Here is a 25470-nt window from a genome sequence, read left to right as displayed (position 1 = left end):
TCAGTCAGCCCATGCATCAACTGACACAGCGCTTTCGCGAGCAAGCCCGCTCCCACATTTGATGTCATTTCAAATTGAGAAAGCAGCGTTTTCAGGCATAAAAAAGCCCGGCTCAAGAGCCGGGCTTTTCATTCAAGCAACTGCAATCAAGCGCCGTATACCGGCAGCTTCTTGCAGATGGCCTTGACCTTCTCACGCACAGCGTCAATCACTGCTTCGTTGTTCAGGTCAGCCAGGATGTCGCAGATCCAGCCAGCCAGTTCCTTGCACTCTGCTTCCTTGAAGCCACGAGTGGTCACAGCCGGGGTGCCGAAGCGCAGGCCGGAGGTGACGAACGGCGAACGTGGGTCGTTCGGTACCGAGTTCTTGTTCACGGTGATGAAAGCTTTGCCCAGAGCGGCGTCAGCGTCTTTACCGGAGATGTCCTGCTTGATCAGCGACAGCAGGAACAGGTGGTTCTCAGTACCGCCGGACACCACGTCAAAACCACGCTCGATGAACACGCCGGCCATGGCCTTGGCGTTTTTCACCACTTGCTGCTGGTAGGTCTTGAACTCAGGCTGCAGCGCTTCCTTGAAGCAGATCGCTTTGGCGGCGATCACGTGCTCCAGCGGGCCACCCTGGCCGCCTGGGAATACGGCGGAGTTCAGCTTCTTCTCGATCTCGGCGTTGGCGCGAGCCAGGATCAGGCCGCCACGTGGACCGCGCAGGGTCTTGTGGGTGGTGGTGGTCACGACGTCAGCGAACGGCACCGGGTTCGGGTAGACGCCAGCGGCGACCAGACCGGCCACGTGGGCCATGTCGACGAACAGGTAGGCGCCGACCTTGTCAGCGATTTCGCGGAAGCGTGGGAAATCCAGGATCTGCGAGTAGGCAGAGAAACCAGCCACGATCATTTTTGGCTTGTGCTCAACGGCCAGGCGCTCGACTTCGTCGTAGTCGATCAGGCCGTTGCCGTCGATGCCGTACTGAACGGCGTTGTACAGCTTGCCGGAGGAGGAAACGCTGGCGCCGTGGGTCAGGTGACCGCCGTGGGCCAGGCTCATGCCCAGGATGGTGTCGCCCGCTTGCAGCAGGGCTAGGTACACGGCGCTGTTGGCTTGGGAGCCGGCGTGTGGCTGGACGTTGGCGTAATCGGCGCCGAACAGTTCCTTGGCGCGGTCGATGGCCAGTTGCTCAACGATGTCGACGAACTCGCAACCGCCGTAGTAGCGCTTGCCCGGGTAGCCTTCGGCGTACTTGTTGGTCAGAACCGAACCTTGAGCCTCCATCACGGCGGGGCTGGTGTAGTTTTCCGAAGCGATCAGCTCAATGTGCTCTTCCTGGCGCTGAGCTTCTTGCTCCATGGCGGCAAAGAGATCGGCGTCGTACTTGGCAATAGTCAAATCACGGCTGAACATGGCGGTCCTCAAGGATCGGGGGCAGAAAAGAAGCGCATTCTAACCCAATGGGTTTTAGATGGCATATGAAAGGACATCATGTCGCGGACAAGCGGGGCTCATCTGGGGATAGGTGGTGTTTGTTCGGGCCCCTTCGCGAGCAAGCCCGCTCCCACATTCAATCGGGTTCCTTCAAGTGGAATACGGTCGAATGTGGGAGCGGGCTTGCTCGCGAAGAGGCCATCAGCATCACCTGAGGATTTCAATCGAACATAAACAGCGCATCATTGCTGAACTGCGCCTCAAACCGGTTCGCCGGCATCGGTCGCCCGAACAGGTAGCCCTGCACCTCATCGCAACCGTGCTCCCGCAGGAAGTCCAGCTGCTCATGGGTTTCCACACCCTCGGCGATCACCGCCAGGTTCAGGCTGTGGGCCATGGCGATAATCGCCCGGGCAATCTGCGCATCCTGCTCGCCCGACGGCAGGCCGTCGACAAAGGTACGGTCGATCTTCAGCACGTCGATGGGGAACTGCTTGAGGTAGTTCAACGATGAATAACCGGTGCCGAAGTCATCTACCGCGATGCTCAGGCCGAGGTTTTTCAGGCTGGCGAGGATCTGCATCGCTTCGTTGACCTCGCGCATCAGGATACTTTCGGTCAGCTCCAGCTCCAGGCACGCCGGCGGCAGGCCGGTGTCCTTGAGGATGGTGGCGATGCGCTCGCCCAGTTGCCCGTCGGAGAACTGCCGGGCCGAAATGTTGACCGAAACCTTGGGTACCCGCACCTTGTTCTGGTGCCAGGTCTTGAGTTGGCGGCAGGCTTCGCTGATCACCCAGTCACCCACGTCCACCACCAGCCCCAACTCCTCCAACACCGGGATGAAGTCCCCCGGCGGCACCAGCCCGCGACGCGGATGGCGCCAGCGCAGCAGGGCTTCGGCGCCGGTCAAACGTTTGCCGTCGCCGCTGAACTGCGGCTGGTAATACAGCACGAATTCGTTCTGTTCCAAGGCGTGGCGCAGGTCGCTTTCCAGCTCCAGGCGTTCCAGGGCGCTGGCGTTCATGTCGGCCTGGTAGAACTGGAAGTTGTTCTTGCCCCGCTCTTTGGCGTGGTACATCGCCGTGTCGGCGTTTTTCATCAACTGGCTGAGTTCGTTGCCGTCCTGCGGGCTCAGGGCGATGCCGATACTGGCGGTGACGAAGAACTCGCGGCCCTCCAGCACAAACGGCTTCACCAGGCTGGCCAGAATCTGCTCGGCCACGTGAATCGCCCGGTTCAGCGCCATCTCACGGTTGACCCGCGGTTGCAGCAGCAAGGTGAACTCGTCGCCGCCCATGCGTGCCACGGTGTCGTCTTCGGCGACGCAGCCCAGCAGGCGGGTGGCCATTTCCTTGAGCATGCGGTCGCCGGCGGCGTGGCCCAGGGAGTCGTTGATCGGCTTGAAGCGGTCGAGGTCGAGGAACATCAACACCACCCACGACTTCTGCCGTTCCGCCGATTGCAGCGCGGTGTGCAGGCGGTCCTGGAACAGCGTGCGGTTGGGCAGGTGGGTCAGGGCGTCGTAGTAGGCCAGGCGGTGGATGCGCTGCTCGCTGGCCTTGCGCTCGCTGATGTCGCTGAAGAAGCACACGTAGCTGGCCAGGTCGCCTTCGTCATCGAACACGGCAGTAATTCCGACCCAGGCCGGGTAGTGCTCGCCGTTGCGGCGCTTGAGCCACACTTCGCCTTCCCAGGTGCTGTGCTGGTGCAATTGCTTGAGCACGTAGCGCAGGTGGGCTTCCTGCTGTTCGTCGACGGTGAGCATGTTCGGCAACTGGTCGAGCACGTCCGCCACCGCATAACCGCTGACCCGGCTGAACGCCTCGTTGGCCTGCACGATGTAGCCGGCCGGGTCGGTGATCAGGATCGCCGAGGTGGAGTGTTCGAATACAGTAGCCGCCATGCGCAGGTCTTTTTCCGCACGGCGCTGCTGGCTGATATCGCGACCCACGCCAAGGATGCCCTCGAATGCGCCGTGTTCGTCCCACACCAGCACCAGGCGCAGTTCGATGGGGATCTTGCGCCCGTCGGCCCGCAGGCAGTCGAACAGGAACAGTTGGGTCTGCACGTCGTTGCGCAAGGCCGCGAGGGATTCGGGTTGGTCCAGGGCGCGGCTGACTTGCTCCACCAGGGAGTAGATACCGGTCAGTTGCTGCGGGTTGGCGATGGTCGATTGCCAGCCGTTTTCGAAGATCCAGTCGACGTCATAGCCCAGCACCGCGTTCACCGAAGGGCTGACGTAGTTGAGGGCCAGCTTGCTGTCGGTGGAGAAGATTACGTCGCTGATGCTTTCCGCCAGCATGCGGTAGCGCTGTTCGCTGTCACGCAGGGATTCACTGGCTTCGATCTGGTCGGTGATGTCCTTGGCCACGCCGATGATGCGCGTCACCTGGTCAGTCTTGTCACGGGCCAGGGCCTGTTCGCGGATGTCGAAGCGCCGCCATTGGTTGTTGCGGTGGCGAAAGCGCAACTGGCACTGCAACTGGCTCAGGTAGCCGGCCTGGCGCTGTTGCAGGCGCAGGTCGTGGTAGCGCTCGGCGTCTTCGGGGTGCAGCAGGATCTCCCAGAAGTACTCGCCCATCTGCTGCAGCTCGGGCTTGTTGTAGCCCAGGGTGTGGCCCAGGTGGTGGTTGCTGAAAATCATCCGCTGGCTGATCACGTCCTGCACATACAGGTGATCGGGCACGGTGCGCACCACGTCCGACCAGAAACTCTCGCGCTCCACCAGTGACAACTCGATCAGCTTGCGGCTGGTGATGTCGCTGATGCTCAGGATCACGGCCTTGAAGTCGTCCTGCTGTTCCGGCAGGCGCATCACCAGCCACAGGTATTGGTCGTTGCCTTCGATATCGCTGAGCTGGATTTCCAGTTCAAGCTGCTTCTGCTGGGTCAGCACCGCGTCGATCACCTGGTTGCCGATGGCGGTCGGGCTCGACGGGCAGGCGTCGATCAGGCGTTCCCAGGCCTGCTCGCAAGAGGCAACATTCAGCAAGCGCACCGCCACCTGGTTGACCTCGGTGATGCGCAGTTCCTTGAGCAGTTGCTGGCGCTGTTCCGGGTTGTCTTGCAGCAACTGTTGCAACTGCTCGCGGGTTTGCAGTCGGGCTCTATCGAAGAACGCGCGCAGGCCCGACAGGTCGAGCACGCACAGCGCCACGCCGGTGCCTTCGAAAATATCCTGGTAGCGCCGGCGCCCCTCGTGCACCTGGCGCTGGCGGCGGCGCATGTTCAGCAGCACGATCACCGGGATCAGCGAGAAGGCCAGGCCCAACAGGCATTTGCCGATAAAGGCTGGCAGCAGTTGCTCCAGCACGGCGGCGCGGTCGAACAGGCCGCGCAGTTGCCAGTCGCTCTTGCTCAGGGGCGTGACCAGTACACTTTTGTTCAATTCGTCCGGGGTCAACGCGGTGGCCCATTGGGCCGGCATCCCGCTGTCACGGCTGACCACCCGGTGGTTCAGGCGGTTTTCGATGACCCACATCGGGCGCTGGCCCTGGCCATCCTGGCGGGTCAGGTTGGCCAGGTAATTGGGGGCCAGGCGCAAGGCCCAGTACATCTTGGTGCCGCCGCTGGGCTGGTGCAGCAGCAGGTAGATGACGGTGCCGTCGTTGTTGTTGCTCAGGTAATAGGACTGGGCGTGGCTGCGCTTGACCAGTTCTTCGAGCCAGGCGCTGTCCTGGCTATCGCTGGCGCTGTCACTGATCATCGCGCCGCTGGGGGCGAGCAGGGCGACGCTGCGCAACTCCGGCAGGGAGCGTTGCAAGGTGCGCATCAGGATTTGTTGCTGTTCGGCGTCCCGCGGCGGTTCGACGATCGGCAGCAGGTTCAGCGCGATCTGCGCACTGAGGGCCATGTTCAGGCTGATCTGTTCGGCCAGGTCGGCGCTGTAGTCGATGGTGTATTGCTGCTGGTTTTTCTGGTTTTGCTGCAACTGGTCCAGCAGTTGCCAGAACAATAACGCGAGCAGCAACAGGACCAGCGTCGCCAATGCGCCCTTCAGGGTTCCGTGCAGGGGCGCTCCCGGCGCTATATGAGCGGCGCGCAGGGGAGTTGGCGGCGTTACGTTGGACAAACTGTGATCCTGCGGTTTGGCTGGACTGGCGCGCGACGTGCACTATAAGCCGGACGCCCGGAGGGCGGCTAGCATGCCTTGTGTTGTGGCAAAGTGCCAGCCCCGCCTGGCTGGACTGCCCACCCGCATTCAGGTAGCTTTGCCGGTTACGCGAGGGCGTTCCAGCCCCAGACAATCAGGCATCTACCGCACGCAGGCATTGATAGACATCAACGGCCCGCGCGGCGCATGGCCTGGCACGGGTTTCGCCCGCTTAATTCATCAGTCACTGACGCTAGGTTCACCATGGCTCAATACGTCTTCACCATGCATCGGCTGGGAAAAGTTGTTCCTCCGAAGCGGGAAATCCTGAAAAACATTTCTCTGTCCTTCTTCCCGGGCGCCAAGATCGGCGTGCTCGGCCTCAACGGTTCGGGTAAATCCACCCTGTTGAAAATCATGGCCGGCGTCGACACCGAGTTCGACGGCGAAGCCCGCCCGATGCCCGACCTGAACATCGGCTACCTGCCACAGGAACCTATCCTGGACCCGACCAAGACCGTGCGTGAAGTGGTCGAGGAAGCGGTCAGCGTGATCAAGAACGCCCAGGCCCGCCTGGACGAGGTCTACGCGGCCTACGCTGAAGAAGACGCCGACTTCGACAAACTGGCGGCAGAACAGGCCAAGCTCGAAGCCATCCTGCAAGCCGCCGACGGTCACAACCTGGACCGCCAGCTGGAAGTCGCCGCCGACGCGCTGCGCCTGCCGGCGTGGGACGCCAAGGTTGAACACCTGTCCGGTGGTGAAAAGCGTCGTGTGGCCCTGTGCCGCCTGCTGCTGTCGGCCCCCGACATGCTGCTGCTCGACGAACCGACCAACCACCTGGACGCCGATTCCGTCGCCTGGCTGGAGCATTTCCTGCACGACTTCCCGGGCACCGTGGTTGCGATCACGCACGACCGGTACTTCCTGGACAACGTTGCTGGCTGGATCCTCGAGCTCGACCGTGGCGCCGGTATCCCTTACGAGGGCAACTACTCCGGTTGGCTGGAAGCCAAGTCCGACCGTCTGGCCGCCGAATCCAAGCAACAGTCGGCCCATGAAAAGGCCATGAAGGACGAGCTGGAATGGGTGCGTAAAGGCGCCAAGGCGCGTCAGTCGAAATCCAAGGCCCGTCTGGCGCGTTTCGAAGAGATGCAGTCCCAGGAATTCCAGAAGCGTTCCGAGACCAACGAAATCTACATCCCGGCCGGTCCGCGCCTGGGTGACAAGGTCATCGAGTTCAAGAACGTCTGCAAGGGCTACGGCGACCGCGTGTTGATCGACAACCTGTCGTTCTCCATGCCAAAAGGCGCCATCGTTGGCGTGATCGGCGGTAACGGTGCGGGTAAATCCACGCTGTTCCGCATGCTGATGGGCAAGGAACAACCGGACTCGGGCACCATCGAAGTCGGCGAAACCGTGCAGCTGGCTTGCGTTGACCAGAGCCGCGACGACCTCGACGGCAGCAAGACGGTGTTCCAGCAGATTTCCGACGGTTCCGACCAGATCCGTATCGGCAACTACGAAATCCCGTCGCGCACCTACGTGGGTCGCTTCAACTTCAAGGGCGGCGACCAGCAGAAGTTCGTCAAGGACCTGTCCGGTGGTGAGCGCGGTCGCTTGCACCTGGCCCTGACCCTGAAAGAAGGCGGCAACGTATTGCTGCTCGACGAACCGTCAAACGACCTCGACGTTGAAACCCTGCGTTCCCTGGAAGAAGCCCTGCTGGACTTCCCGGGCGCCGCCATTGTGATCTCTCACGATCGGTGGTTCCTTGACCGCGTGGCCACTCACATCCTGGCGTACGAAGACGACTCCCAGGCGGTGTTCTTCGAAGGCAACTACACCGAATACGAAGCCGATCGCAAGAAACGCCTCGGCGAAGCTGCTGCCCAGCCGCATCGTGTACGGCACAAGAAGCTGGCCTGATCCGGGTTGGTGGTTTGAACAAGCGGAGCCTTCGGGTTCCGCTTTTTTTTGCGTGTTTTCAGGTGGACCGCGTCGTCTGCATCGCAGGCAAGCCAGCTCCCACAGTTGACCGCATTGTCATGGATGTACTGGATCAAATGTAGGAGCTGGCTTGCCTGCGATAGCGGATTAACTGTTGGTGCAAGGCCTGGATTGAAATCCTCATTAAGGTGCAAAAAAACGCCTGTATTTATATCTAATGCACCATTTAAATTCACAAAAGCGACATTTTGCCCTGTCGCGGTGCGACATGAATTGATAAAGTCCGGGACAAATCTCCTTTAACGACAATAAATTTGCCGAGACTTTTCATGATCGAATCCGTTGAATCCTTCCTTGCCCGCCTCAAGAAACGCGACCCCGACCAGCCGGAATTCCACCAGGCCGTGGAAGAAGTCCTGCGCAGTTTGTGGCCGTTTCTTGAAGCCAATCCCCACTACCTGAACTCGGGCATCCTGGAGCGCATCTGCGAGCCGGAGCGTGCGATTGTGTTCCGGGTGTCGTGGGAAGATGACCAGGGCAAGGTACGAGTCAATCGCGGGTTCCGGATCCAGATGAACAGCGCCATCGGCCCCTACAAAGGCGGCCTGCGCTTCCACCCGTCGGTGAACCTGGGCGTGCTGAAATTTCTCGCCTTCGAACAAACCTTCAAGAACTCCCTGACCTCGCTGCCCATGGGCGGCGGCAAGGGCGGCTCCGACTTCGATCCCAAGGGCAAGAGCGACGCCGAGGTGATGCGTTTCTGCCAGGCGTTCATGAGCGAGCTGTATCGCCATATCGGCTCGGACGTGGACGTGCCCGCCGGTGATATTGGCGTGGGCGCCCGGGAGATCGGCTTCCTGTTCGGCCAGTACAAGCGCCTGAGCAACCAGTTCACCTCGGTGCTGACCGGCAAGGGCATGAGCTACGGCGGCAGCCTGATTCGCCCGGAGGCCACCGGTTTTGGCTGCGTGTACTTCGCTGAAGAAATGCTCAAGCGCGACGGCGAGCGGGTCGAAGGCAAGCGCGTGGCCATCTCCGGCTCCGGCAACGTCGCTCAGTACGCGGCGCGCAAGGTCATGGACCTGGGCGGCAAGGTGATTTCCTTGTCCGACTCCGAAGGCACTCTGTACTGCGAAAGCGGTTTGACCGAAGAACAATGGTCGGCACTGCTTGAACTGAAAAACGTACAGCGCGGGCGCATCAGCGAGCTGGCATCGCGTTTCGGCCTGGAATTCCGCGCCGGCAAAGCACCATGGGAGCTGGCCTGCGACATCGCGTTGCCCTGCGCCACTCAGAATGAACTGGACGCCGAAGCGGCGCGCACCCTGTTGCGCAATGGCTGCGTCTGCGTGGCCGAAGGCGCCAACATGCCGACCACCCTGGAGGCGGTGGATATCTTTATCGAGGCCGGCATCCTGTTCGCGCCAGGCAAGGCGTCCAATGCCGGCGGGGTGGCGGTGAGCGGGCTGGAGATGTCGCAGAACGCCATGCGCCTGCTGTGGACCGCCGGTGAAGTGGACAGCAAGCTGCACAACATCATGCAGTCGATCCACCATGCGTGCGTGCACTACGGCGAAGAGAACGGCCGGGTCAACTACGTGAAGGGCGCCAACATTGCAGGCTTCGTGAAGGTTGCGGATGCAATGCTGGCCCAGGGCATCGTTTAACCCTCGGGTTCGATGCGCAGGATTTCGATCAACTGATCACCGACGGGGCGCCTCCACAGCACCTCGTCGCCCACCTGTGCACCCAGCAGAGCGCGGCCCAGTGGCGAACCCCAGTTGATCAGGCCCACCGTGGCGTCGGCCTGGTCTTCGCCCACTAACTGAATGCGCTGCTCTTCGTCCTGTTCGTTGGCAAAGGTCACCCAGCTGCCGATTTGCACCTTGTCGGTGGAGGTTGCCGGCGCCACCACCTGTGCGCTTTGCAGGCGCTGGTTGAAGTAACGCAAATCCCGCTCAAGGTCGGCCTGGCGCTGTTTATCGGCCTGCTCGCCCTTGGCGGATTCTTCGCTGTGCTCATGCTGCAACTGCGCGACCCTGGCCTGCAATTGTGCAAGTCCGCGGGCAGTGAGGTGATTGGGTTGCGCGCTGACCTGGCGTTCCACCGGTTGGCTGGCCTGGGCAGCGGCGCTGTCTTCGTTGACGAAAGCTCGACTCATGACGTTCTCCTGCTATGGAGTTTGGGCCATGGTCGCAGGGGTTAAGTTTCGCTGGATGTCTGGAAGCGACCTATTGCGAGCGAAAGGCCCTGGCAGCGTCGCGGTCTTTTTCCTGTTGCCAGGCGCGTTCGCGGTCGTCCCAGTGGCGATTCTTGTAGTCGTTCAGGTCTTCGTTCTCGCGCATGGCCTTGCATTGGCGAAAGCCATCATCCCAGCCTTCGGCGTAGGTGCGGTCTTTCAGGTAGCGCGGGACGTTCTTGCGAAATTCCCCGGTGATCACCCCGGCAGCCTGGCGGCCGCTGCTGCAACCGTCGTCATAGCCATCGGCGAAGGCGGGTGGATAACCCTTGGCCAGCAAATCCTCATGGGTTGATTGGCAACCCGACAGCAGGGCCAACAGGCCCAGCACTACAGCGTACCGCCACATCGCTTGCTCCCTGGCCGTTGAACGGCTGATGGGGGAAGTGTAGGAGTGGATTCGTTCGGGGTATGTGAAACGGATGTGAGAAATCCGTGTGACGCTGCGGCTTCGGGCGATCACGCGCGCCCTGTGGCGAGGGAGCTTGCTCCCGCTGGGGCGCGAAGCGGCCCCTGTTCAGGGTATTGAGATATTCCAGAGAGGGTGAGGTGTCTGGTTTTGGGGCTGCTGCGCAGCCCCGCGGGAGCAAGCTCCTTATGGACTAATTAGAGATCGTTCCCACGCTCTGCGTGGGCATGCCGCTCTGGACGCTCTGCGTCCGCTTTTAAAGGTCGTGACGCAGAGCGTCACAGGATGCATTCCCACGCGGAGCGTGGGAACGATCTACGGCTCAGGGATTAATAGTGATACCACTTCACTTCCAGCATCACTTCGTTCACCGGTGTCGCGAGGTGGCTGTATTCCCGCTGCGCACTCAGTCTCAGCCCCAGGTTGCGCGACAATTCCCACTGTTGATTCAGGCTGATACTGCGCCGCACCTCGCCATTGGTGAAGAAGTCACCCTTGGCTTCCAGGCTCAGGTTGCCCAGCGGGTTGCGCCACAACACACCTGTATTGAACCCGGCAGCCGGGGAGATGGCTTCACCGAAGTCGCTGTTGTGCTCCACGCGCACGGTGCCGAGGGCGAAGCCAAGCATGTCGTCGCGCAGTTGCCAGGTGCCGCCCGCGCCACCGTTGACGTGGCTGACGAGTGTCTCGTCGTCATGCTTGCCCGGTACGCGCTCCAGGCCGCCGGTGACTTGCCACGACCACGGTTGCAGCAGCTCGTTGCGTGGGGTCAGTGAGCGGATGGTTGCCAGATCCAGTTGCTGCAATTGCCAGTGGTTGCCTTCGTACTGGCGCAGTTTCATTTGCAGGATTTCAATCTGCGCGCCCAAGGGAAAGCCTTCGGCGTTGTCGTTCAGGTCGTGGTAGGCCATGCGCAGGCCGTATTCGCCGAAGGCCTTGTCGCCCCGGGTGCCGATGCCGGCTTGCCAGGTGCGGGATTCGTGGCCGTCTTCGGGCAGGCCGGGGCGTTCGATCTTCAGGTCCGGCGCCGGGTTCTGGTTGATCGCCCGCAGCAGTTCGAAGCTGCGCTGGGAGCGTTCGGTGTCGCGCTCCAGGCCGTTGGCGCGGTAGCGGCCAAGGCGGTAGGCGGCGTCGATGATCAGGGCCTGGCGGTCTTTGGCGATGGCCTTGAACGCCGGGTCCTGCAGTTGTTTCTGGTCGTCGCTGATCTTCAGCACCCATTGCTGCTCGTCGCTGTCCAGCGGCTTGGCGCGTTCCAGCAGCTCCCGTTCACGGGAAGGGCGGTAATCGATTTTCTCCACCAGGCCGGCTTCTTTCACGGCTTTTACCGTGTCGGTAGGGATCGCGGTCAGCGGGAATTGTTCGGTCAACCGCAGGCTTGGGCGGGCCACTTGCAGCAGTTCCAGCAGGCGATAGGAGCAGTTTTCGTCGAAGAAGAAGTAGTCGAACTGGATCTGCTTGAGTTCCCACACGTGCTCGACCATGCGCTCGGTCTCGACCTGGGTCAGGTTCAGGCGGTATTCCCACAGGTCGCGGTTCTCCAGGCTACGGTATTCCGAGAGTTTTTCCTGGTAGGGCACCAGCGCGAACAGGCCCGGGTAGCCGCCCATCAGGCCCTTCCAGGCGTAGAGGATGCTGTTGTCCGAGCCTTCGATATAGGCGCCAAAGTTGATCGCGTAGCTGAGCAGGGCGGTGTTGTTGCTCTGCACGTCAGCCTGGTCGATGCGCAGCAGGGTATGGCCGAACATTGATGATGGGCTGTTGAGGTAGGCCGCCGGGAAGATCATCACCGCGCTGTGGGGGGCGACGTCCTTGAACCATTGCTTGAACTCCTTGCAGTCCAGCGCCGGCAAGTCGCTCAGGTGCAACTGGTCCTTGAGCCAGCGTGTACGTGCCGGGTAAACGCATTGGGCGTGCTTTTCGCCGAGGCTGGCCGGGGCATACAGCGCCTCGACAGTGGCCTTCAGCTCCTGGTCCGGATGGTGGGCGCCATCGGGAGCGAGGAAGAATTTCTTGTCGCTGACATAGCTACGCCAGCCTTTGAACTTGCCGGATTCGTAGTGCCCCAGTGAAAGCCAGAACGGGTCGTTGGCCAGTTGCTGCAAACGTTGATCATCAAGGTGCGGCGCCGCATACAGCGGGGCGCAGGCGAAGAGTGCCAGGTAGGCAAGGCGTTTGAGCATGTGGGCAACTTAAGTCGAGATAAAAAGACCCAAAGGGGAGGCAGGTCCAAAAATAATAAAACCCGTGCCTCGAAAGGCACGGGCGGGTCGAGCTTAAGCCTGGGTAGCGTATTTCGCCAGACGGGTGTCGCTTTTCAGTACAGCCAGGGTGTTGTTGTGCACGTCATCAGCGGTTACGTCAGCCTTGCTGAAGATTTGCTGGAAGTGCTCGTGAGTCACAGCGGCAAAGTGCTCGCGGTCTTCAGGAGCAACGCCCAGTACTACAGCGTAGGTAGTCAGCGCTTCGCCGTTACCCTTGGCCATGTCTTCGGACAGCTCGTTCATCATGCCATTCATGGCAATCCACGATTTGCCACCGTAGGTCAGTGCGCTGTTGGTGCTGCAGCCGTTGGTGCCCGAGGTCATGCCGAACGTGGCGTTACCCGAGGTACCGTTGGTGGTGGAGGCCAGGAAGTGAGCCGGAGTGCCGCGTTGGCCTTCGAACAACATGTTGCCCCAACCGCAGTTCGGGCCACCTGGCGCTTCTGCCATTGCATTGAGGGAGACGACGGTGAAGAGAGTACCGAGAAGGATCCGTTTCATAGCTTTGTTCTCTTTGTGTGCAAACCAATGGACAAGGGTTCAGGTGCCTGACAGCACCCTAGGGGTCGGTTATTAGTCCAACCCGCAGCAGGTTGGAGTTTAGGCATGATCCAAGGGTTCCGTGACTTTTTATGAAACAAGCCGGAAACACTCGGTTTTTTTACAGCCCCGAACACGGGGCTATGCTTTCCCCAAGCCGTCCTTGCCAGCCGGCCCAACCCGGCGCCAGAATGCCGTCATCTGCCCCGCCTGATGTAAGGAAGCCCGATGCCTGATCCTGTTGCTGCCAGCTTGCGTCTAGCGCCCGAAGCGCTGACCCGTCCTTTTTCCGCTGAACAGTTCAGCTTCTCGACCACCAATGATTTGGAGCCCTTTCGCGGTGTGCTTGGCCAGGAACGTGCGGTCGAAGCCTTGCAGTTTGGTGTGGCCATGCCACGCCCCGGTTACAACGTATTTGTGATGGGCGAGCCCGGTACCGGGCGCTTTTCGTTCGTCAAACGCTACCTCAAGGCCGAAGGCAAGCGCCTGCAGACCCCGGCCGACTGGGTCTACGTCAATAATTTCGATGAGCCTCGCGAACCCCGCGCGCTGGAACTGCCTGCGGGTGGTGCTGCCGCGTTCATCTCCGATATCAACGGCCTGATCGACAACCTGGTCGCGACCTTCCCGGCGGTGTTTGAACACCCGACGTATCAACAGCGCAAAAGCGCCATCGACCGTGCCTTCAACCAGCGTTACGACCGTGCCCTGGACGTCATCGAGCGCCTGGCCCTGGAAAAAGACGTGGCGCTGTACCGTGACAGCACCAACATTGCGTTTACCCCGATGCTCGACGGCAAGGCCCTGGACGAGGCCGAGTTCTCGCAGTTGCCCGAAGCCGACCGCGAGCGTTTCCACACCGATATTTCCGAACTGGAAGAACGCCTCAACGAAGAACTCGCCAGCCTGCCCCAGTGGAAGCGCGAGTCCAATAACCAGATGCGCCAGTTCAACGAAGAAACCATCACGCTGGCCTTGCAGCCACTGCTGGCGCCGTTGTCCGAAAAATATGCGGAGAACGCGGCCGTCTGCGGCTACTTGCAGGCGATGCAGGTCTACCTGCTGAAAACCGTGGTCGAGCAGTTGGTGGACGACGCGAAAACCGACGCCCAGGCCCGCAAGTTGCTGGAAGAACAGTACTGCCCGAGCCTGGTGGTGGGGCATCCGATCAACGGTGGCGCGCCGGTGGTCTTTGAGCCGCATCCGACCTACGACAACCTGTTCGGTCGTATTGAATACAGCACCGACCAGGGCGCGCTCTACACCACCTATCGCCAATTGCGTCCGGGTGCGCTGCACCGTGCCAACGGTGGTTTCCTGATCCTTGAAGCCGAGAAGATGCTCAGCGAGCCGTTTGTATGGGACGCCCTCAAGCGTGCCTTGCAATCGCGCAAGCTGAAGATGGAATCACCGCTGGGCGAACTGGGCCGCCTGGCCACGGTGACCCTCAACCCGCAAGTGATCCCGTTGCAGCTCAAGGTGATCATCATCGGCTCCCGCCAGTTGTACTACGCGTTGCAGGACGCGGATCCGGACTTCCAGGAGATGTTCCGGGTACTGGTGGATTTTGACGAAGACATCCCGATGGTGGATGAAAGCCTGGAGCAGTTCGCCCAGTTGCTGAAAACCCGCACCTCGGAAGAAGGCATGGCGCCGTTGACCTCCGATGCGGTGGCGCGGCTGGCGACCTACAGCGCGCGGTTGGCGGAGAACCAGGGCCGCTTGTCGGCGCGTATCGGTGATTTGTTCCAGCTGGTCAGCGAAGCGGACTTCATTCGTCACCTGGCCGGTGATGAGCGCACCGACTCCGGGCACATCGAGCGCGCACTCAAGGCTAAGGCCACGCGCACCGGGCGGGTGTCGGCGCGGATTCTCGACGACATGCTCGCCGGGGTGATCCTGATCGACACCGCCGGCGCGGCGGTGGGCAAGTGCAACGGGCTGACGGTGCTGGAGGTGGGTGACTCGGCGTTTGGTGTGCCGGCGCGGATTTCTGCCACGGTGTACCCGGGCGGCAGCGGCATCGTCGATATCGAGCGTGAAGTTAACCTCGGCCAGCCGATTCACTCCAAGGGCGTGATGATCCTCACCGGTTACCTGGGCAGCCGTTATGCCCAGGAATTCCCGTTGGCGATCTCGGCGAGTATCGCCCTGGAGCAGTCCTACGGCTATGTCGACGGCGACAGCGCGTCCCTGGGCGAAGCCTGCACCTTGATCTCGGCCCTGTCGAAGACGCCGCTCAAGCAGTGCTTTGCCATCACCGGCTCGATCAACCAGTTTGGTGAGGTGCAGGCGGTCGGCGGGGTCAACGAGAAGATCGAAGGTTTCTTCCGTCTTTGCGAGGCCCGCGGGCTGACCGGCGAGCAGGGGGCGATCATTCCCCAGGCCAACGTCGCGACACTGATGCTCGATGAGAAGGTGTTGCAGGCCGTGCGGCAGGGGCAATTCCACGTCTATGCCGTGCGTCAGGCCGACGAGGCCTTGAGCCTGCTGGTGGGTGAGCCTGCGGGTTCGCCCGACGAAGAGGGGCAATTCCCCGAAGGCAGCGTCAATGCGCGGGTGGTGGAGCGTCTGCGGGCGATCGCCGAGATGATCAGTGAAGATGACCTGAAGGAAGCCGAGAAGGAGTTGGCGCAGGAAGCACTGGCTGAGACCAAGCCGGTGTAATCAATGCCGAAGGGGCCTGGTTCCAGGTCCCTTCGGCATATTTTTGACGCCGTCGTGACGGCAGTCGTCCGTTGGTCCCCCAGCCTTGGTTTGTACCGGGTTTCTTCTATTCTCAGCTCAAGGGATAGCCACAGGAGTCGCTGGATAGAAACAGTCTTGCCCTGCGAGGCTGAATACCGGATCTACCGAGGGTCGCCGCCATGTCGCGCAACCTCTGCCTCACCCGCCAGTGCCTGGGCCTGGTCACCCGTATCGAATGTTCCATTCGCCCTCTCGCGGGGGATACCGGGATGTGGACCTTGTTGTTTGCCGCCGGAATGACCGGCGAACAACCCTCCACCATCAAGTCCCAAGGCCCGTTCCACGGACCTTTCGTGGCACAAACCATCCTCGATTCGATTGTTGAAAGCCTGACCCTGCACGGGTACGAGCTGGCTGACGACCCGCAGATCTGGTGCCTGCACCTGCAGGCGCACTTGCGACAACTCAACGGTGGGCGGCAGACGGTGCTAAGCGGTATCCGCTGACCGCACTCCCCCCGTAGCAGCTGGCGCTCGACAGCTGCTACGGGGGAGGGGCTATGGCTTGGGGGCAGGGGCCGCCTCGGGTTTGTCCAGCTTGACCTCGAACCCATACTGCACCGTGTCCAGGCCGGTGCGCTGGTAGGTTTCCAATGTCGTCGGCTGGCCGTAGAAGTAATGCACGTCGAACAGCGCCGTGCCGTATTCCTCGGCGCGGTGGCTGACGCCGAGAATTTCCTTCAGGTAGTTGCCGCTGGCGTCCTTGGCATAGAACCGCCAGCTGTCAGAGGGGAACAGCTTCTGGTCGACAATCAGCGCGTTGTCCTTCAGCTCCAGGCCTTTGGGCAGTTGCCCGGCAGTGAGGCTGCCTTTCTCGATGGTCGCCAGGAACAGCGGCATCGATCCGACGGCAAACCCCGGGTTTTCAGGGAACAGGTTCAGGTCATAGGTGATGGTGCCGCGCCCCGGGTCGACCTCGTAGGCTTCGGCGGGCAGTTCGATCGGCTCGCCAAGCTTGCCTTCGTCGTTGGCGGTGAGGAACGTCACCGGGGCATCGCCGCCGCCGCGGTCCTCGCCCAGCAGGTCGTCGTTGAAGGTGTAGGGGTGATCGAACTCAACGTGCGCCGCACTGGCGTCATCCACCGACTGGTTGATGGTGACGCTTTTCTTCAGTTGGTCTTCGGACAGGGTGGCGTCCTTGAGCCAATCCGCGGCCTGGTCGTCATACACGGTGACGGGCATCGGCAACGGCTGTACGGTTTTTTCCAGGCTGTTCTTGTCGAAGCGCCGTACGGGCAGGTCCAGGTCCTTGCGGGTCACCGTGGCCTGGGAAAAGTCGAGCACGCTGACTTGCACATTGTCGATCAGGCCATTGAAGTACACCTTGGTGTAGTGGCTGTTCTGCTTGAGCTCGAAGGCTTTCTGCTCGTCTTCCAGCTGTTTCTCGAAGGCGTCGGACCAGGCCTTCTGCTTCTGCATTTCGGCCAGCTGCTTCTCGTAGAACGCCAGTTGCGCGGCGTTTTCGTTGATCGAGCCCGAGCGCGAGAGAAATTGCCCGGTGGTGTCACGAGCCTGCACCAGCAACGGGTTCGGCGATTCGTCCGCGACTTCCGGCGCCAGCGGGGCGCTGTTGGTCAGTTCGATCTCGGCGTAGTTCTTTTCCAGGGCCAGCAGGGTGACGGTGACGTTTTCTTCGGTGCGCTTGCGGCCCACGTCCTTTTTCGACAAGTCGAAGGTGAAGACTTTACGCGGGGCAATCACTTCCACCTTGCCCTTGAGGGTGACGGGCTGCGGCTGGCTTTTGTTCTCCGTCTCGACGCCTTCGACGAACGGGTAGGTCACCGTCAGGTCATCGGGGTTGGTCAGGTTGGAACTGGTGGGGCTCAACTGGATGCCCGGGTCGGTTTCCGACCATTCCGGCTGGAACGGGATGACCTTGTTGTTACTCAGGGTCACCGACTGCCATTCCAGGCCGTGTGGGAAGGGGAACTGGTCGGGCATGTTGAAGTTGAACGGGAAGATCGGCTGCAGGTCCGTCAGGTAGTCCGAATGGGACGCCTTGCGCAGGACAAACAGGCCATTGATGTAGGTATCGACCAGGGCCTGCGGCGTAGGGTAATGCTTGAGCAGCGCCAGGGCGTCTTCGCTGTACTCGGCCTCGATGGGCTTGGTGGCGAGCTTGGCGCGCGCCCGTTCCAGCAACAGCAGCGAGCCTCCGAGCTCGGACACGGCGTCCTTGAGCTTGGGGTCCTGGATGGCGTCCAGGGATTGTTCGAACTTGGCGGTTTTCTCTTCGAGACTGGCTTGCTTGTGTTCATCGCTTGGGGAACAACCGCTGCCCATCAGCAACGCCGCACACAGGCCAAGGCTGGCCAAAGGGGATCGCACATCCATTATCTGAGTTTTCCTGTCCGACATCATCGAGCCGAGTTGATGAGCTCGACACTAGCAGAAAAATTCCTTAACAGATGCCGTACAGATCAGTTTTCTCGACGGTTTCTGGGGTTTGGGTGCGGCTGGTATACTCGCCGCCATTTTTAGCCAAGCTGTGTGAGATTCAATGGAACGCTTTATCGAAAATGCAATGTATGCCTCACGCTGGCTGTTGGCGCCGATCTATTTCGGGCTGTCCCTGGGGCTGCTGGCGCTGGGCCTGAAGTTCTTCCAGGAAGTGTTTCATGTGATTCCCATCGTGTTCACCATGAGCGAGTCGGATGTGATCCTGGTGCTGCTGTCGTTGATCGACATGGCCCTGGTGGGCGGCCTGCTGGTGATGGTGATGATCAGCGGCTACGAGAACTTCGTCTCCCAACTGGACATCGACGAAAGCAAGGAGAAGCTCAACTGGCTGGGGACCATGGACTCCTCGTCGCTGAAGATGAAGGTCGCGGCGTCCATCGTGGCGATTTCGTCGATCCATCTGCTGCGGGTCTTCATGGACGCCAAGAACGTCGATCCCGAGCACCTGAAATGGTACGTGATCATTCACATGACCTTCGTGGTGTCGGCGTTTGCCATGGGCTACCTGGACAAGGTTACCAAGCATTAATCAGCCCCTGGCGCTCTCCCGCGCGGGGCTCATCAAGGGTGTGGCTTGTGTGCTAGTCTGCTCGCCCTTTTAGTTTGGACGGCACCTGTGTCGTCCTACAGCGGAGCCTTTCTATGTCCGAAGTTAATCTGTCCACCGACGAAACCCGCGTGAGCTACGGCATTGGCCGTCAGTTGGGCGACCAGCTGCGCGACAACCCGCCACCGGGCGTGAGCCTGGACGCGATCCTGGCTGGCCTGACCGACGCTTTTGCCGGCAAGCCTAGCCGTGTGGACCAGGAGCAAATGGCCGCCAGCTTCAAGGTCATCCGCGAAATCATGCAAGCCGAAGCCGCTGCAAAGGCTGAAGCTGCTGCTGGCGAAGGCCTGGCTTTCCTGGCTGAAAACGCCAAGCGTGACGGCATCACCACCCTGGCTTCCGGCCTGCAATTTGAAGTGCTGACTGCCGGTAGCGGCGCCAAGCCGACCCGTGAAGACCAGGTGCGTACTCACTACCACGGCACCCTGATCGACGGCACTGTGTTCGACAGCTCCTACGAGCGCGGCCAGCCCGCGGAATTCCCGGTTGGCGGCGTGATCGCCGGCTGGACCGAAGCCCTGCAACTGATGAATGCCGGCAGCAAATGGCGCCTGTACGTGCCGAGCGAACTGGCTTACGGCGCTCAAGGTGTTGGCAGCATCCCGCCGCACAGCGTTCTGGTGTTTGACGTCGAGCTGCTCGACGTTCTGTAAGACCTTACCTGCAGGAGCGAGCCTGCTCGCTCCTGCAGTGTTTTGCGCGGTTGCTCATGGATGAAACTTGCCATTGAGATCCGTCACCGGGCGCAACGCTCGGGCATAGCAGAACAGAAACAGATTTCTCACCACTTCCTTCAGCACCCCGGGCTCACTGGAACTCAGGCCATTGACGTCCAGGTCGCCCTGATCCTGCAGTTCGCTTAACGCCTCTTCTTCCAGCACCGCGCAGACTTCCCCGGTTTCCCGATGGAGGATTCGCAGGTAAGGGTGTGGACGGTCCAGCCAGGCATCGATCAAATAAGTCATGGGAAGTATCTCCTTGATGGGTTTCAATGAGAATAATTCTTATTCGTAGAATAGCAAGTCCCTATTGGCCATTTCCGGACTTTTCTGTGTGGATATTGTTTTTGATCAAAAGGCCTGGCCTTTTGCCGCCAGTGCGGAACTGACGCGGGGAGGGTGAAGCGCCATCCCGTGCAGGGCACGGGATGGAGGCAGCATATTCAGACCTTGCGGACGAACTCGGACTTGAGTTTCATCGGGCCGATACCGTCGATCTTGCAGTCGATATCGTGGTCGCCATCGCACAGGCGGATGTTCTTGACCTTGGTGCCGACCTTGACCACCAGGGACGTGCCCTTGACCTTGAGGTCCTTGATCACGGTGATGGTGTCGCCGTCCTGCAGGACGTTGCCCACAGAGTCTTTCTTCACGGATTCATCGCTGGCCGCCTCGGCTTCGCCGCCGACGGCCCACTCATGGGCGCATTCCGGGCAAATCAGCTGGGCGCCATCTTCGTAGGTGTATTCGGAATTGCATTTCGGGCAGGGTGGCAACGTGCTCACTAAAGCTCCTTTGGTTTCAGGATGGCTAAAAAGCGCACATTGTATAGGGTTTTAGCCGGGCAGGGGGCAGCAACCCCAGAGAACGCCGTGGGAGCTGGCTTGCCTGCGATGCAGGCACCTCGGTTTGTCTGTTACACCGCGGTGATGCAATCGCAGGCAAGCCAGCTCCTGCATGGAGCAGAGCAGAATCAGTGAGTACGGGCGACCGCGAACTCACTCAGCTCAACCAGGGCGTCCCGGTATTCGCTGGCTGGAAGGGCTTCCAGGCATTGGATCGCGCGAGCCACGTAGTCACGGGCCAGTTGCGCGGTGTATTCGAGGGAACCCGAGGCTTCCACGGCTTCGCGGATGCTTTCCAGGTCTTCGATCCCGCCTTTCTGGATCGCCTTGCGCACCAGGGCGGCCTGTTCCGGCGTGCCTTCGCGCATGGTGTAGATCAGTGGCAAGGTCGGCTTGCCCTCGGCCAGGTCGTCACCGACGTTCTTGCCCAGGGTTTCGGCGTCGCCGCGATAGTCCAGCAGGTCGTCCACGAGCTGGAAGGCCACGCCCAGGTGATCGCCGAAGGTGCGCAGGGCTTCGCTCTGCTCGGGCGTCGCTTCGCACAGGGCGGCGGCGCTGTGGGTCGAGGCTTCGAAGAGCATCGCGGTTTTGCCGCGAATCACTTCCATGTAGGTTTCTTCGGTGGTGCTGGCGTCGCGAACCTTCGACAGCTGCAACACTTCGCCTTCGGCGATGATGCGCGTGGCCTGTGAAAGAATCTTCATCACCTGCATCGAGCCCAGCTCGACCATCATTTCGAACGAGCGCGAGTACAGGAAGTCGCCCACCAGCACGCTCGGCGCGTTGCCCCACATCGCGTTGGCCGTCTCGCGACCACGGCGCATGCCGGACATGTCGACCACGTCGTCGTGCAGCAGGGTGGCGGTGTGCAGGAACTCGATGGTCGCGGCCAGCAGGCGCAGGTCATCGCCTTCGCGGCCCAGGGCCTTGCCACACAGCAACACTAATAAAGGACGCAGGCGTTTACCGCCGGCCGACGTAATGTAGTCGCCAATTTTGGAGACCAGCGGCACTTTAGAAGTCAGCTGCTTCTTGATGATGCCGTCGACGGCGCTAAAATCGTCCGCCACCGCGCGGTAGAAAGCTTGGGGTTGCATCAGCGACAGTCGCTCCAGAAGGGTTGCGCGGCATGCTAGGACCCGCGTCCCGTAGTGTCAAGGCGCGATAGACGGCTACTTGCAACACCTCCATAGCTTGCGTACAATCGCGCACCCTGAACTTCCTGGGCAGCACCTGCCTTACGCAATTGCATTCGGGACGTCCATCCCATGCAGCCATGCCAGCCAATACCTCTTCTTATAAAGCGCTGGGTGAGCAGGATTATCGGAGAAATACCATGTCGTACGCAGTAATTGTTACTGGTGGCAAGCAATACAAGGTCGCCCCAGGTGAATACCTGAAGATCGAGAAGCTGGAAATCGCTACTGGCGAATCCGTTACTTTTGATCGCGTTCTGTTGGTCGCCAATGGCGATGACGTGAACATCGGCGCTCCAGTTGTTGCAGGCGCTACCGTTGTGGCTGAAGTGATCTCCCAAGGTCGTCACGATAAAGTCCGCATCATCAAGTTCCGTCGTCGTAAGCACCACATGAAGCGTATGGGCCACCGCCAGTGGTACACCGAGATCAAAATCACCGGTATTCAGGCTTAATTTCAGCCTAATTCCTCACTAGGAGAATTGACTCATGGCACACAAAAAAGCTGGTGGTAGTACCCGTAACGGTCGCGACTCAGAAGCCAAACGCCTTGGCGTGAAGATGTATGGCGGCCAGGTTATCATTCCGGGCAACATCATCGTGCGTCAGCGCGGCACCCAATTCCACGCCGGTTACGGTGTTGGCATGGGTAAAGATCACACTCTGTTCGCTAAAATCGACGGCGTGATCAAGTTTGAAGTAAAAGGCGCTTTCAACCGCCGTTACGTGAGCATTGTCCCGAAGACTGAAGTCGTCGCGGCATAATTACGTAGTTGCTGGAAAAGCCCTGTCTCGCGACGGGGCTTTTTCGTTTGTGGGGTGAGTCTCTTGCAAAGCTGTTTGTGATGGGCGAAAGCAGTGGATTTGCGGTCGTTGCTTGAGGTCGCTGCGCTCATTTTTGCAAGAGTCTTATGTCTTGGTTTCTTAAGCTCGTCCGTGCGACGAGAGGCGTTTTGTTATGAAGTTCGTTGATGAAGTTTCGATCCGAGTAAAAGCTGGCGACGGCGGTAACGGTTGCATGAGTTTCCGTCGGGAAAAATTCATCGAAAACGGTGGTCCTAACGGTGGTGATGGTGGTGATGGCGGCTCGGTCTACATGATCGCCGACGAAAACCTCAACACCCTGGTGGACTACCGTTACACCCGGCACTTTGATGCCGAGCGTGGCTCCAACGGCGGCAGCACTGACTGCACCGGTAAAAAAGGCGAAGAGTTGGTGCTGCGGGTTCCGGTTGGTACCACCGTGATCGACTCCGCAACCCAGGAAGTCATCGGTGACCTGACCAAAGCCGGTCAGCGCCTGCTGGTGGCTCATGGCGGCTGGCACGGTCTGGGCAACACCCGTTTCAAGTCCAGTACCAACCGTGCGCCACGCCAGACCACGCCGGGCAAGCCAGGCGAGCAGCGTGACCTGAAGCTGGAAATGAAGGTGCTGGCTGACGTGGGCCTGCTGGGTCTGCCGAATGCCGGCAAAAGTACGTTCATTCGCTCGGTGTCTGCTGCCAAGCCGAAAGTCGCCGATTACCCGTTCACTACCCTGGTGCCGAACCTGGGTGTGGTCAGCGTCGACCGCTGGAAAAGCTTCGTGGTTGCGGACATTCCGGGCCTGATCGAAGGCGCTTCCGACGGCGCAGGCCTGGGGATCCGTTTCCTCAAGCACTTGTCCCGCACCCGTTTGCTGCTGCACCTCGTCGACATGGCGCCGCTGGATGACACCAGTGCACCGGACGCTGCTGAAGTGATCGTCAGCGAGCTGACCAAGTTCAGCCCGTCCCTGGCTGAGCGTGATCGCTGGTTGGTGCTGAACAAGTGCGACCAGATCCTCGAGGAAGAGCACGAAGAGCGCGTCAAGGAGATCGTTGATCGCCTGGAATGGACCGGTCCGGTCTACGTGATCTCGGCCATTGCCAAAGAAGGCACTGAGCGCCTGACTCGCGACATCATGCGTTACCTCGAAGACCGTGCCGATCGCCTGGCCGCCGACCCTGTCTACAAGGCCGAGCTGGCTGAACTGGATCAGCGCATCGAAGACGAGGCTCGTGCCCAGTTGCAGGCGCTGGATGATCAGCGTGCCCTGCGTCGCAGTGGCGTCAAGTCGGTCCATGATATCGGTGACGATGATTGGGACGAGGAAGACGTGGATGATGAAGATGGTCCGGAAATCATTTACGTGCGCGACTGATTCGTTGCAGTAAACTTAAGCGCCGCTCAATCGAGCGGCGTTTTGGTATCTGGAAATCGGTAGTCACGAATAACGTTATGGGCGGCGCTGGGTCGCGCGGCCCTCTATCTAAGGTTGAAGATGATGCGGAGCAAGGTGACAGGTGCGCAGCGTTGGGTCGTTAAGATCGGTAGCGCGCTGCTGACGGCGGATGGCAAGGGGCTGGATCGTGCGGCCATGAGTGTCTGGGTGGACCAGATGGTGGCCTTGCATGAGGCCGGCGTCGAGTTGGTGTTGGTGTCGTCCGGGGCGGTTGCCGCCGGCATGAGCCGCCTTGGCTGGACCGCGCGACCCAGCGCGATGCACGAGCTGCAAGCCGCTGCTGCCATTGGTCAGATGGGCCTGGTGCAGGCCTGGGAGTCCAGCTTTGCCGAGCACGGGCGCCACACGGCGCAGATTCTGCTCACCCATGACGACTTGTCCGACCGCAAGCGCTACCTGAATGCCCGCAGCACCCTGCGTGCCCTGGTTGAACTCAAGGTGATCCCGGTGATCAACGAGAATGACACCGTGGTGACCGACGAGATTCGCTTCGGTGACAACGACACCCTGGCAGCGCTGGTGGCCAACCTGGTTGAGGCTGATTTGCTGGTGATCCTCACGGATCGCGACGGCATGTTCGACGCTGACCCGCGCAATAACCCTGAGGCCCAGCTGATTTACGAAGCGCGTGCCGATGATCCGGCGCTGGATGCGGTGGCTGGCAGTGTCGGCGGTGCCCTGGGGCGTGGCGGCATGCAGACCAAGCTGCGTGCGGCACGGCTGGCGGCGCGTTCCGGCGCGCATACCATCATCGTTGGCGGTCGGATTGAGCGGGTGCTGGATCGCCTCAAGGCGGGCGAGCGCATCGGTACGCTGCTGTCGCCTGAGCGTGGCATGCTGGCGGCGCGCAAGCAGTGGCTGGCGGGGCATCTTCAGACGCGCGGTACCCTGGTGTTGGATGCTGGTGCGGTTTCAGCGTTGTCCCAAGGCAACAAAAGCTTGCTGCCGGTGGGTGTAAAACTGGTCCAGGGCAGCTTCCGCCGTGGCGAAATGGTGGTGTGCGTGGCGCCGGACGGTCGTGAGATTGCCCGTGGCCTTGCCAACTACAGCGCCCTTGAGGCGCAGAAAATCATCGGGCAGTCGTCTGAGGCGATTGTCGGTCTGTTGGGTTACATGGCTGAGCCGGAGCTGGTTCACCGGGATAACCTGATTCTGGTTTAAGTAAAAAGGAAGTCTCGATGCGCGTAATGAAGGGATTGCTCGGTTTGCTGCTGGCGATGCCGTTGCTGGCGTCGGCCGAAGAGATTGGCCAGGTGTCGACGGTGTTCAAGTTTGTCGGCCCCAATGACCGGATCGTGGTCGAGGCCTTTGATGACCCGAAGGTGGATGGCGTGACCTGCTACCTGTCTCGCGCCAAGACGGGCGGGGTAAAGGGTGGGTTGGGTCTGGCGGAGGATCGCGCCGAGGCGTCGATTGCCTGTCGCCAGGTAGGTGCGATTCGCTTCAAGGGCGAGCTGAAGGATGGGGATGAGGTGTTCAAGGAGCGCACGTCCCTGGTCTTCAAGACCATGCAGGTGGTGCGTTTCCTCGACAAGAAGCGCAATACCCTGGTGTATCTGGTCTACAGCGACCGCTTGATCGAAGGCAGCCCCCAGAATGCGGTGACGGCGATTCCGATCCTGCCGTGGCCCACAGCGCAATAAATCTGAAGCAGAGCCGGCATGCCGGCTCTTTTTTTGGCTTTCCCAAATCGCAGGCAATAAAAAACCGACCCTGG

The 25470-nt window shown here is 60.6% G+C and carries 21 protein-coding genes; 11 read left to right on the top strand and 10 right to left on the bottom strand.

All coding sequences use genetic code 11. The features are described from left to right. Positions 1-146 precede the first annotated feature (146 nt). Together glyA and ACW9I6_RS10340 are read right to left on the bottom strand one after the other, a co-directional pair. Entirely contained in the window at positions 147-1400 is a 1254-nt protein-coding gene (gene glyA, locus ACW9I6_RS10345; protein WP_008432824.1) for a serine hydroxymethyltransferase, read from the bottom strand. A 241-nt stretch (positions 1401-1641) separates the two neighbouring features. Beyond that, positions 1642-5493, bottom strand: coding sequence for a bifunctional diguanylate cyclase/phosphodiesterase (locus tag ACW9I6_RS10340; RefSeq protein ID WP_023659180.1), 3852 nt, complete (start codon positions 5491-5493; stop codon positions 1642-1644). 285 nt (positions 5494-5778) lie between these two features. Between ACW9I6_RS10340 and ettA the strand changes: the two genes are divergently transcribed. Together ettA and gdhA are read left to right on the top strand one after the other, a co-directional pair. Next, positions 5779-7443, top strand: a complete 1665-nt coding sequence (ettA, locus tag ACW9I6_RS10335) for an energy-dependent translational throttle protein EttA (protein ID WP_003215833.1) — start codon at positions 5779-5781, stop codon at positions 7441-7443. 350 nt (positions 7444-7793) lie between these two features. Continuing rightward, a complete protein-coding gene (gene gdhA, locus ACW9I6_RS10330) occupies positions 7794-9131 on the top strand; it encodes an NADP-specific glutamate dehydrogenase (RefSeq protein WP_457339253.1) in 1338 nt (445 codons plus the stop codon). Here gdhA and ACW9I6_RS10325 read toward each other — a convergent pair. The 4 genes from ACW9I6_RS10325 to ACW9I6_RS10310 form a co-directional block, all read right to left on the bottom strand. After that, on the bottom strand, positions 9128-9625 hold the full coding sequence (locus ACW9I6_RS10325) for a GreA/GreB family elongation factor (RefSeq protein WP_003215837.1): 498 nt from the start codon (positions 9623-9625) through the stop codon (positions 9128-9130). The genes gdhA and ACW9I6_RS10325 overlap by 4 nt on opposite strands. 70 nt (positions 9626-9695) lie before the next feature. After that, entirely contained in the window at positions 9696-10052 is a 357-nt protein-coding gene (locus ACW9I6_RS10320) for a hypothetical protein (RefSeq protein WP_003215838.1), read from the bottom strand. 389 nt (positions 10053-10441) lie between these two features. Further along, positions 10442-12295, bottom strand: coding sequence for an Lnb N-terminal periplasmic domain-containing protein (locus tag ACW9I6_RS10315; RefSeq protein ID WP_087695249.1), 1854 nt, complete (start codon positions 12293-12295; stop codon positions 10442-10444). 93 nt (positions 12296-12388) lie between these two features. Beyond that, positions 12389-12877, bottom strand: coding sequence for a DUF3015 domain-containing protein (locus ACW9I6_RS10310; RefSeq protein WP_003215845.1), 489 nt, complete (start codon positions 12875-12877; stop codon positions 12389-12391). Between the two features lie 267 nt (positions 12878-13144). Between ACW9I6_RS10310 and ACW9I6_RS10305 the strand changes: the two genes are divergently transcribed. Both ACW9I6_RS10305 and ACW9I6_RS10300 read left to right on the top strand, forming a co-directional pair. After that, on the top strand, positions 13145-15583 hold the full coding sequence (locus ACW9I6_RS10305; RefSeq protein ID WP_003215847.1) for a Lon protease family protein: 2439 nt from the start codon (positions 13145-13147) through the stop codon (positions 15581-15583). Positions 15584-15783: 200 nt separating this feature from the next. Continuing rightward, positions 15784-16110: a PA4575 family protein gene (locus tag ACW9I6_RS10300; RefSeq protein WP_457339251.1), complete on the top strand. Its 327-nt coding sequence runs from the start codon at positions 15784-15786 to the stop codon at positions 16108-16110. A gap of 51 nt (positions 16111-16161) precedes the next feature. On the opposite strand, the gene ACW9I6_RS10295 is transcribed toward ACW9I6_RS10300, so the two are convergent. Beyond that, positions 16162-17997: a hypothetical protein gene (locus ACW9I6_RS10295; RefSeq protein ID WP_003215851.1), complete on the bottom strand. Its 1836-nt coding sequence runs from the start codon at positions 17995-17997 to the stop codon at positions 16162-16164. 166 nt (positions 17998-18163) lie between these two features. Here ACW9I6_RS10295 and ACW9I6_RS10290 point away from each other — a divergent pair, with 166 nt between their 5' ends. Continuing rightward, entirely contained in the window at positions 18164-18652 is a 489-nt protein-coding gene (locus tag ACW9I6_RS10290) for a TIGR00645 family protein (RefSeq protein WP_003215853.1), read from the top strand. A gap of 113 nt (positions 18653-18765) precedes the next feature. Next, positions 18766-19383 (top strand): FKBP-type peptidyl-prolyl cis-trans isomerase, encoded by a 618-nt coding sequence (locus ACW9I6_RS10285; protein ID WP_003215854.1) that lies wholly within the window; start codon positions 18766-18768, stop codon positions 19381-19383. Between the two features lie 54 nt (positions 19384-19437). On the opposite strand, the gene ACW9I6_RS10280 is transcribed toward ACW9I6_RS10285, so the two are convergent. The 3 genes from ACW9I6_RS10280 to ACW9I6_RS10270 form a co-directional block, all read right to left on the bottom strand. Next, entirely contained in the window at positions 19438-19695 is a 258-nt protein-coding gene (locus ACW9I6_RS10280) for a PA4570 family protein (RefSeq protein ID WP_003215856.1), read from the bottom strand. A 197-nt stretch (positions 19696-19892) separates the two neighbouring features. After that, entirely contained in the window at positions 19893-20234 is a 342-nt protein-coding gene (locus ACW9I6_RS10275) for a zinc ribbon domain-containing protein YjdM (protein WP_003215858.1), read from the bottom strand. A 188-nt stretch (positions 20235-20422) separates the two neighbouring features. Continuing rightward, the gene (locus tag ACW9I6_RS10270) at positions 20423-21391 is read right to left on the bottom strand and encodes a polyprenyl synthetase family protein (RefSeq protein WP_457339250.1); all 969 of its coding nucleotides are present in this window, start codon (positions 21389-21391) and stop codon (positions 20423-20425) included. Positions 21392-21630: 239 nt separating this feature from the next. Between ACW9I6_RS10270 and rplU the strand changes: the two genes are divergently transcribed. The 5 genes from rplU to ACW9I6_RS10245 all read left to right on the top strand — a co-directional run bounded on the left by rplU (position 21631) and on the right by ACW9I6_RS10245 (position 25396). Beyond that, on the top strand, positions 21631-21945 hold the full coding sequence (rplU, locus tag ACW9I6_RS10265; RefSeq protein ID WP_003176051.1) for a 50S ribosomal protein L21: 315 nt from the start codon (positions 21631-21633) through the stop codon (positions 21943-21945). Positions 21946-21979: 34 nt separating this feature from the next. Continuing rightward, a complete protein-coding gene (rpmA, locus tag ACW9I6_RS10260; RefSeq protein WP_003215862.1) occupies positions 21980-22255 on the top strand; it encodes a 50S ribosomal protein L27 in 276 nt (91 codons plus the stop codon). 193 nt (positions 22256-22448) lie between these two features. After that, the gene (gene cgtA, locus ACW9I6_RS10255; RefSeq protein ID WP_003215864.1) at positions 22449-23672 is read left to right on the top strand and encodes an Obg family GTPase CgtA; all 1224 of its coding nucleotides are present in this window, start codon (positions 22449-22451) and stop codon (positions 23670-23672) included. A 123-nt stretch (positions 23673-23795) separates the two neighbouring features. Beyond that, on the top strand, positions 23796-24914 hold the full coding sequence (gene proB, locus ACW9I6_RS10250; protein ID WP_003215866.1) for a glutamate 5-kinase: 1119 nt from the start codon (positions 23796-23798) through the stop codon (positions 24912-24914). A gap of 17 nt (positions 24915-24931) precedes the next feature. Next, a complete protein-coding gene (locus tag ACW9I6_RS10245; RefSeq protein WP_008432835.1) occupies positions 24932-25396 on the top strand; it encodes a CreA family protein in 465 nt (154 codons plus the stop codon). The last annotated feature ends 74 nt before the right edge of the window (positions 25397-25470 follow it).

The organism is Pseudomonas sp. SDO5522_S412 (assembly GCF_054071215.1).
This window is presented reverse-complemented; position numbering and strand designations above follow the sequence as displayed.

What these genes read in the sequence shown, in the direction of transcription:
- glyA (WP_008432824.1), bottom strand. Translation starts at nt 1,400, where the DNA reads ATGTTCAGCCGTGATTTGACTATTGCCAAGTACGACGCCGATCTCTTT.
- ettA (WP_003215833.1), top strand. Translation starts at nt 5,779, where the DNA reads ATGGCTCAATACGTCTTCACCATGCATCGGCTGGGAAAAGTTGTTCCT.
- gdhA (WP_457339253.1), top strand. Translation starts at nt 7,794, where the DNA reads ATGATCGAATCCGTTGAATCCTTCCTTGCCCGCCTCAAGAAACGCGAC.
- ACW9I6_RS10325 (WP_003215837.1), bottom strand. Translation starts at nt 9,625, where the DNA reads ATGAGTCGAGCTTTCGTCAACGAAGACAGCGCCGCTGCCCAGGCCAGC.
- ACW9I6_RS10320 (WP_003215838.1), bottom strand. Translation starts at nt 10,052, where the DNA reads ATGTGGCGGTACGCTGTAGTGCTGGGCCTGTTGGCCCTGCTGTCGGGT.
- ACW9I6_RS10315 (WP_087695249.1), bottom strand. Translation starts at nt 12,295, where the DNA reads ATGCTCAAACGCCTTGCCTACCTGGCACTCTTCGCCTGCGCCCCGCTG.
- ACW9I6_RS10310 (WP_003215845.1), bottom strand. Translation starts at nt 12,877, where the DNA reads ATGAAACGGATCCTTCTCGGTACTCTCTTCACCGTCGTCTCCCTCAAT.
- ACW9I6_RS10305 (WP_003215847.1), top strand. Translation starts at nt 13,145, where the DNA reads ATGCCTGATCCTGTTGCTGCCAGCTTGCGTCTAGCGCCCGAAGCGCTG.
- ACW9I6_RS10300 (WP_457339251.1), top strand. Translation starts at nt 15,784, where the DNA reads ATGTCGCGCAACCTCTGCCTCACCCGCCAGTGCCTGGGCCTGGTCACC.
- ACW9I6_RS10295 (WP_003215851.1), bottom strand. Translation starts at nt 17,997, where the DNA reads ATGGATGTGCGATCCCCTTTGGCCAGCCTTGGCCTGTGTGCGGCGTTG.
- ACW9I6_RS10290 (WP_003215853.1), top strand. Translation starts at nt 18,164, where the DNA reads ATGGAACGCTTTATCGAAAATGCAATGTATGCCTCACGCTGGCTGTTG.
- ACW9I6_RS10285 (WP_003215854.1), top strand. Translation starts at nt 18,766, where the DNA reads ATGTCCGAAGTTAATCTGTCCACCGACGAAACCCGCGTGAGCTACGGC.
- ACW9I6_RS10280 (WP_003215856.1), bottom strand. Translation starts at nt 19,695, where the DNA reads ATGACTTATTTGATCGATGCCTGGCTGGACCGTCCACACCCTTACCTG.
- ACW9I6_RS10270 (WP_457339250.1), bottom strand. Translation starts at nt 21,391, where the DNA reads ATGCAACCCCAAGCTTTCTACCGCGCGGTGGCGGACGATTTTAGCGCC.
- rplU (WP_003176051.1), top strand. Translation starts at nt 21,631, where the DNA reads ATGTCGTACGCAGTAATTGTTACTGGTGGCAAGCAATACAAGGTCGCC.
- rpmA (WP_003215862.1), top strand. Translation starts at nt 21,980, where the DNA reads ATGGCACACAAAAAAGCTGGTGGTAGTACCCGTAACGGTCGCGACTCA.
- cgtA (WP_003215864.1), top strand. Translation starts at nt 22,449, where the DNA reads ATGAAGTTCGTTGATGAAGTTTCGATCCGAGTAAAAGCTGGCGACGGC.
- proB (WP_003215866.1), top strand. Translation starts at nt 23,796, where the DNA reads ATGCGGAGCAAGGTGACAGGTGCGCAGCGTTGGGTCGTTAAGATCGGT.
- ACW9I6_RS10245 (WP_008432835.1), top strand. Translation starts at nt 24,932, where the DNA reads ATGCGCGTAATGAAGGGATTGCTCGGTTTGCTGCTGGCGATGCCGTTG.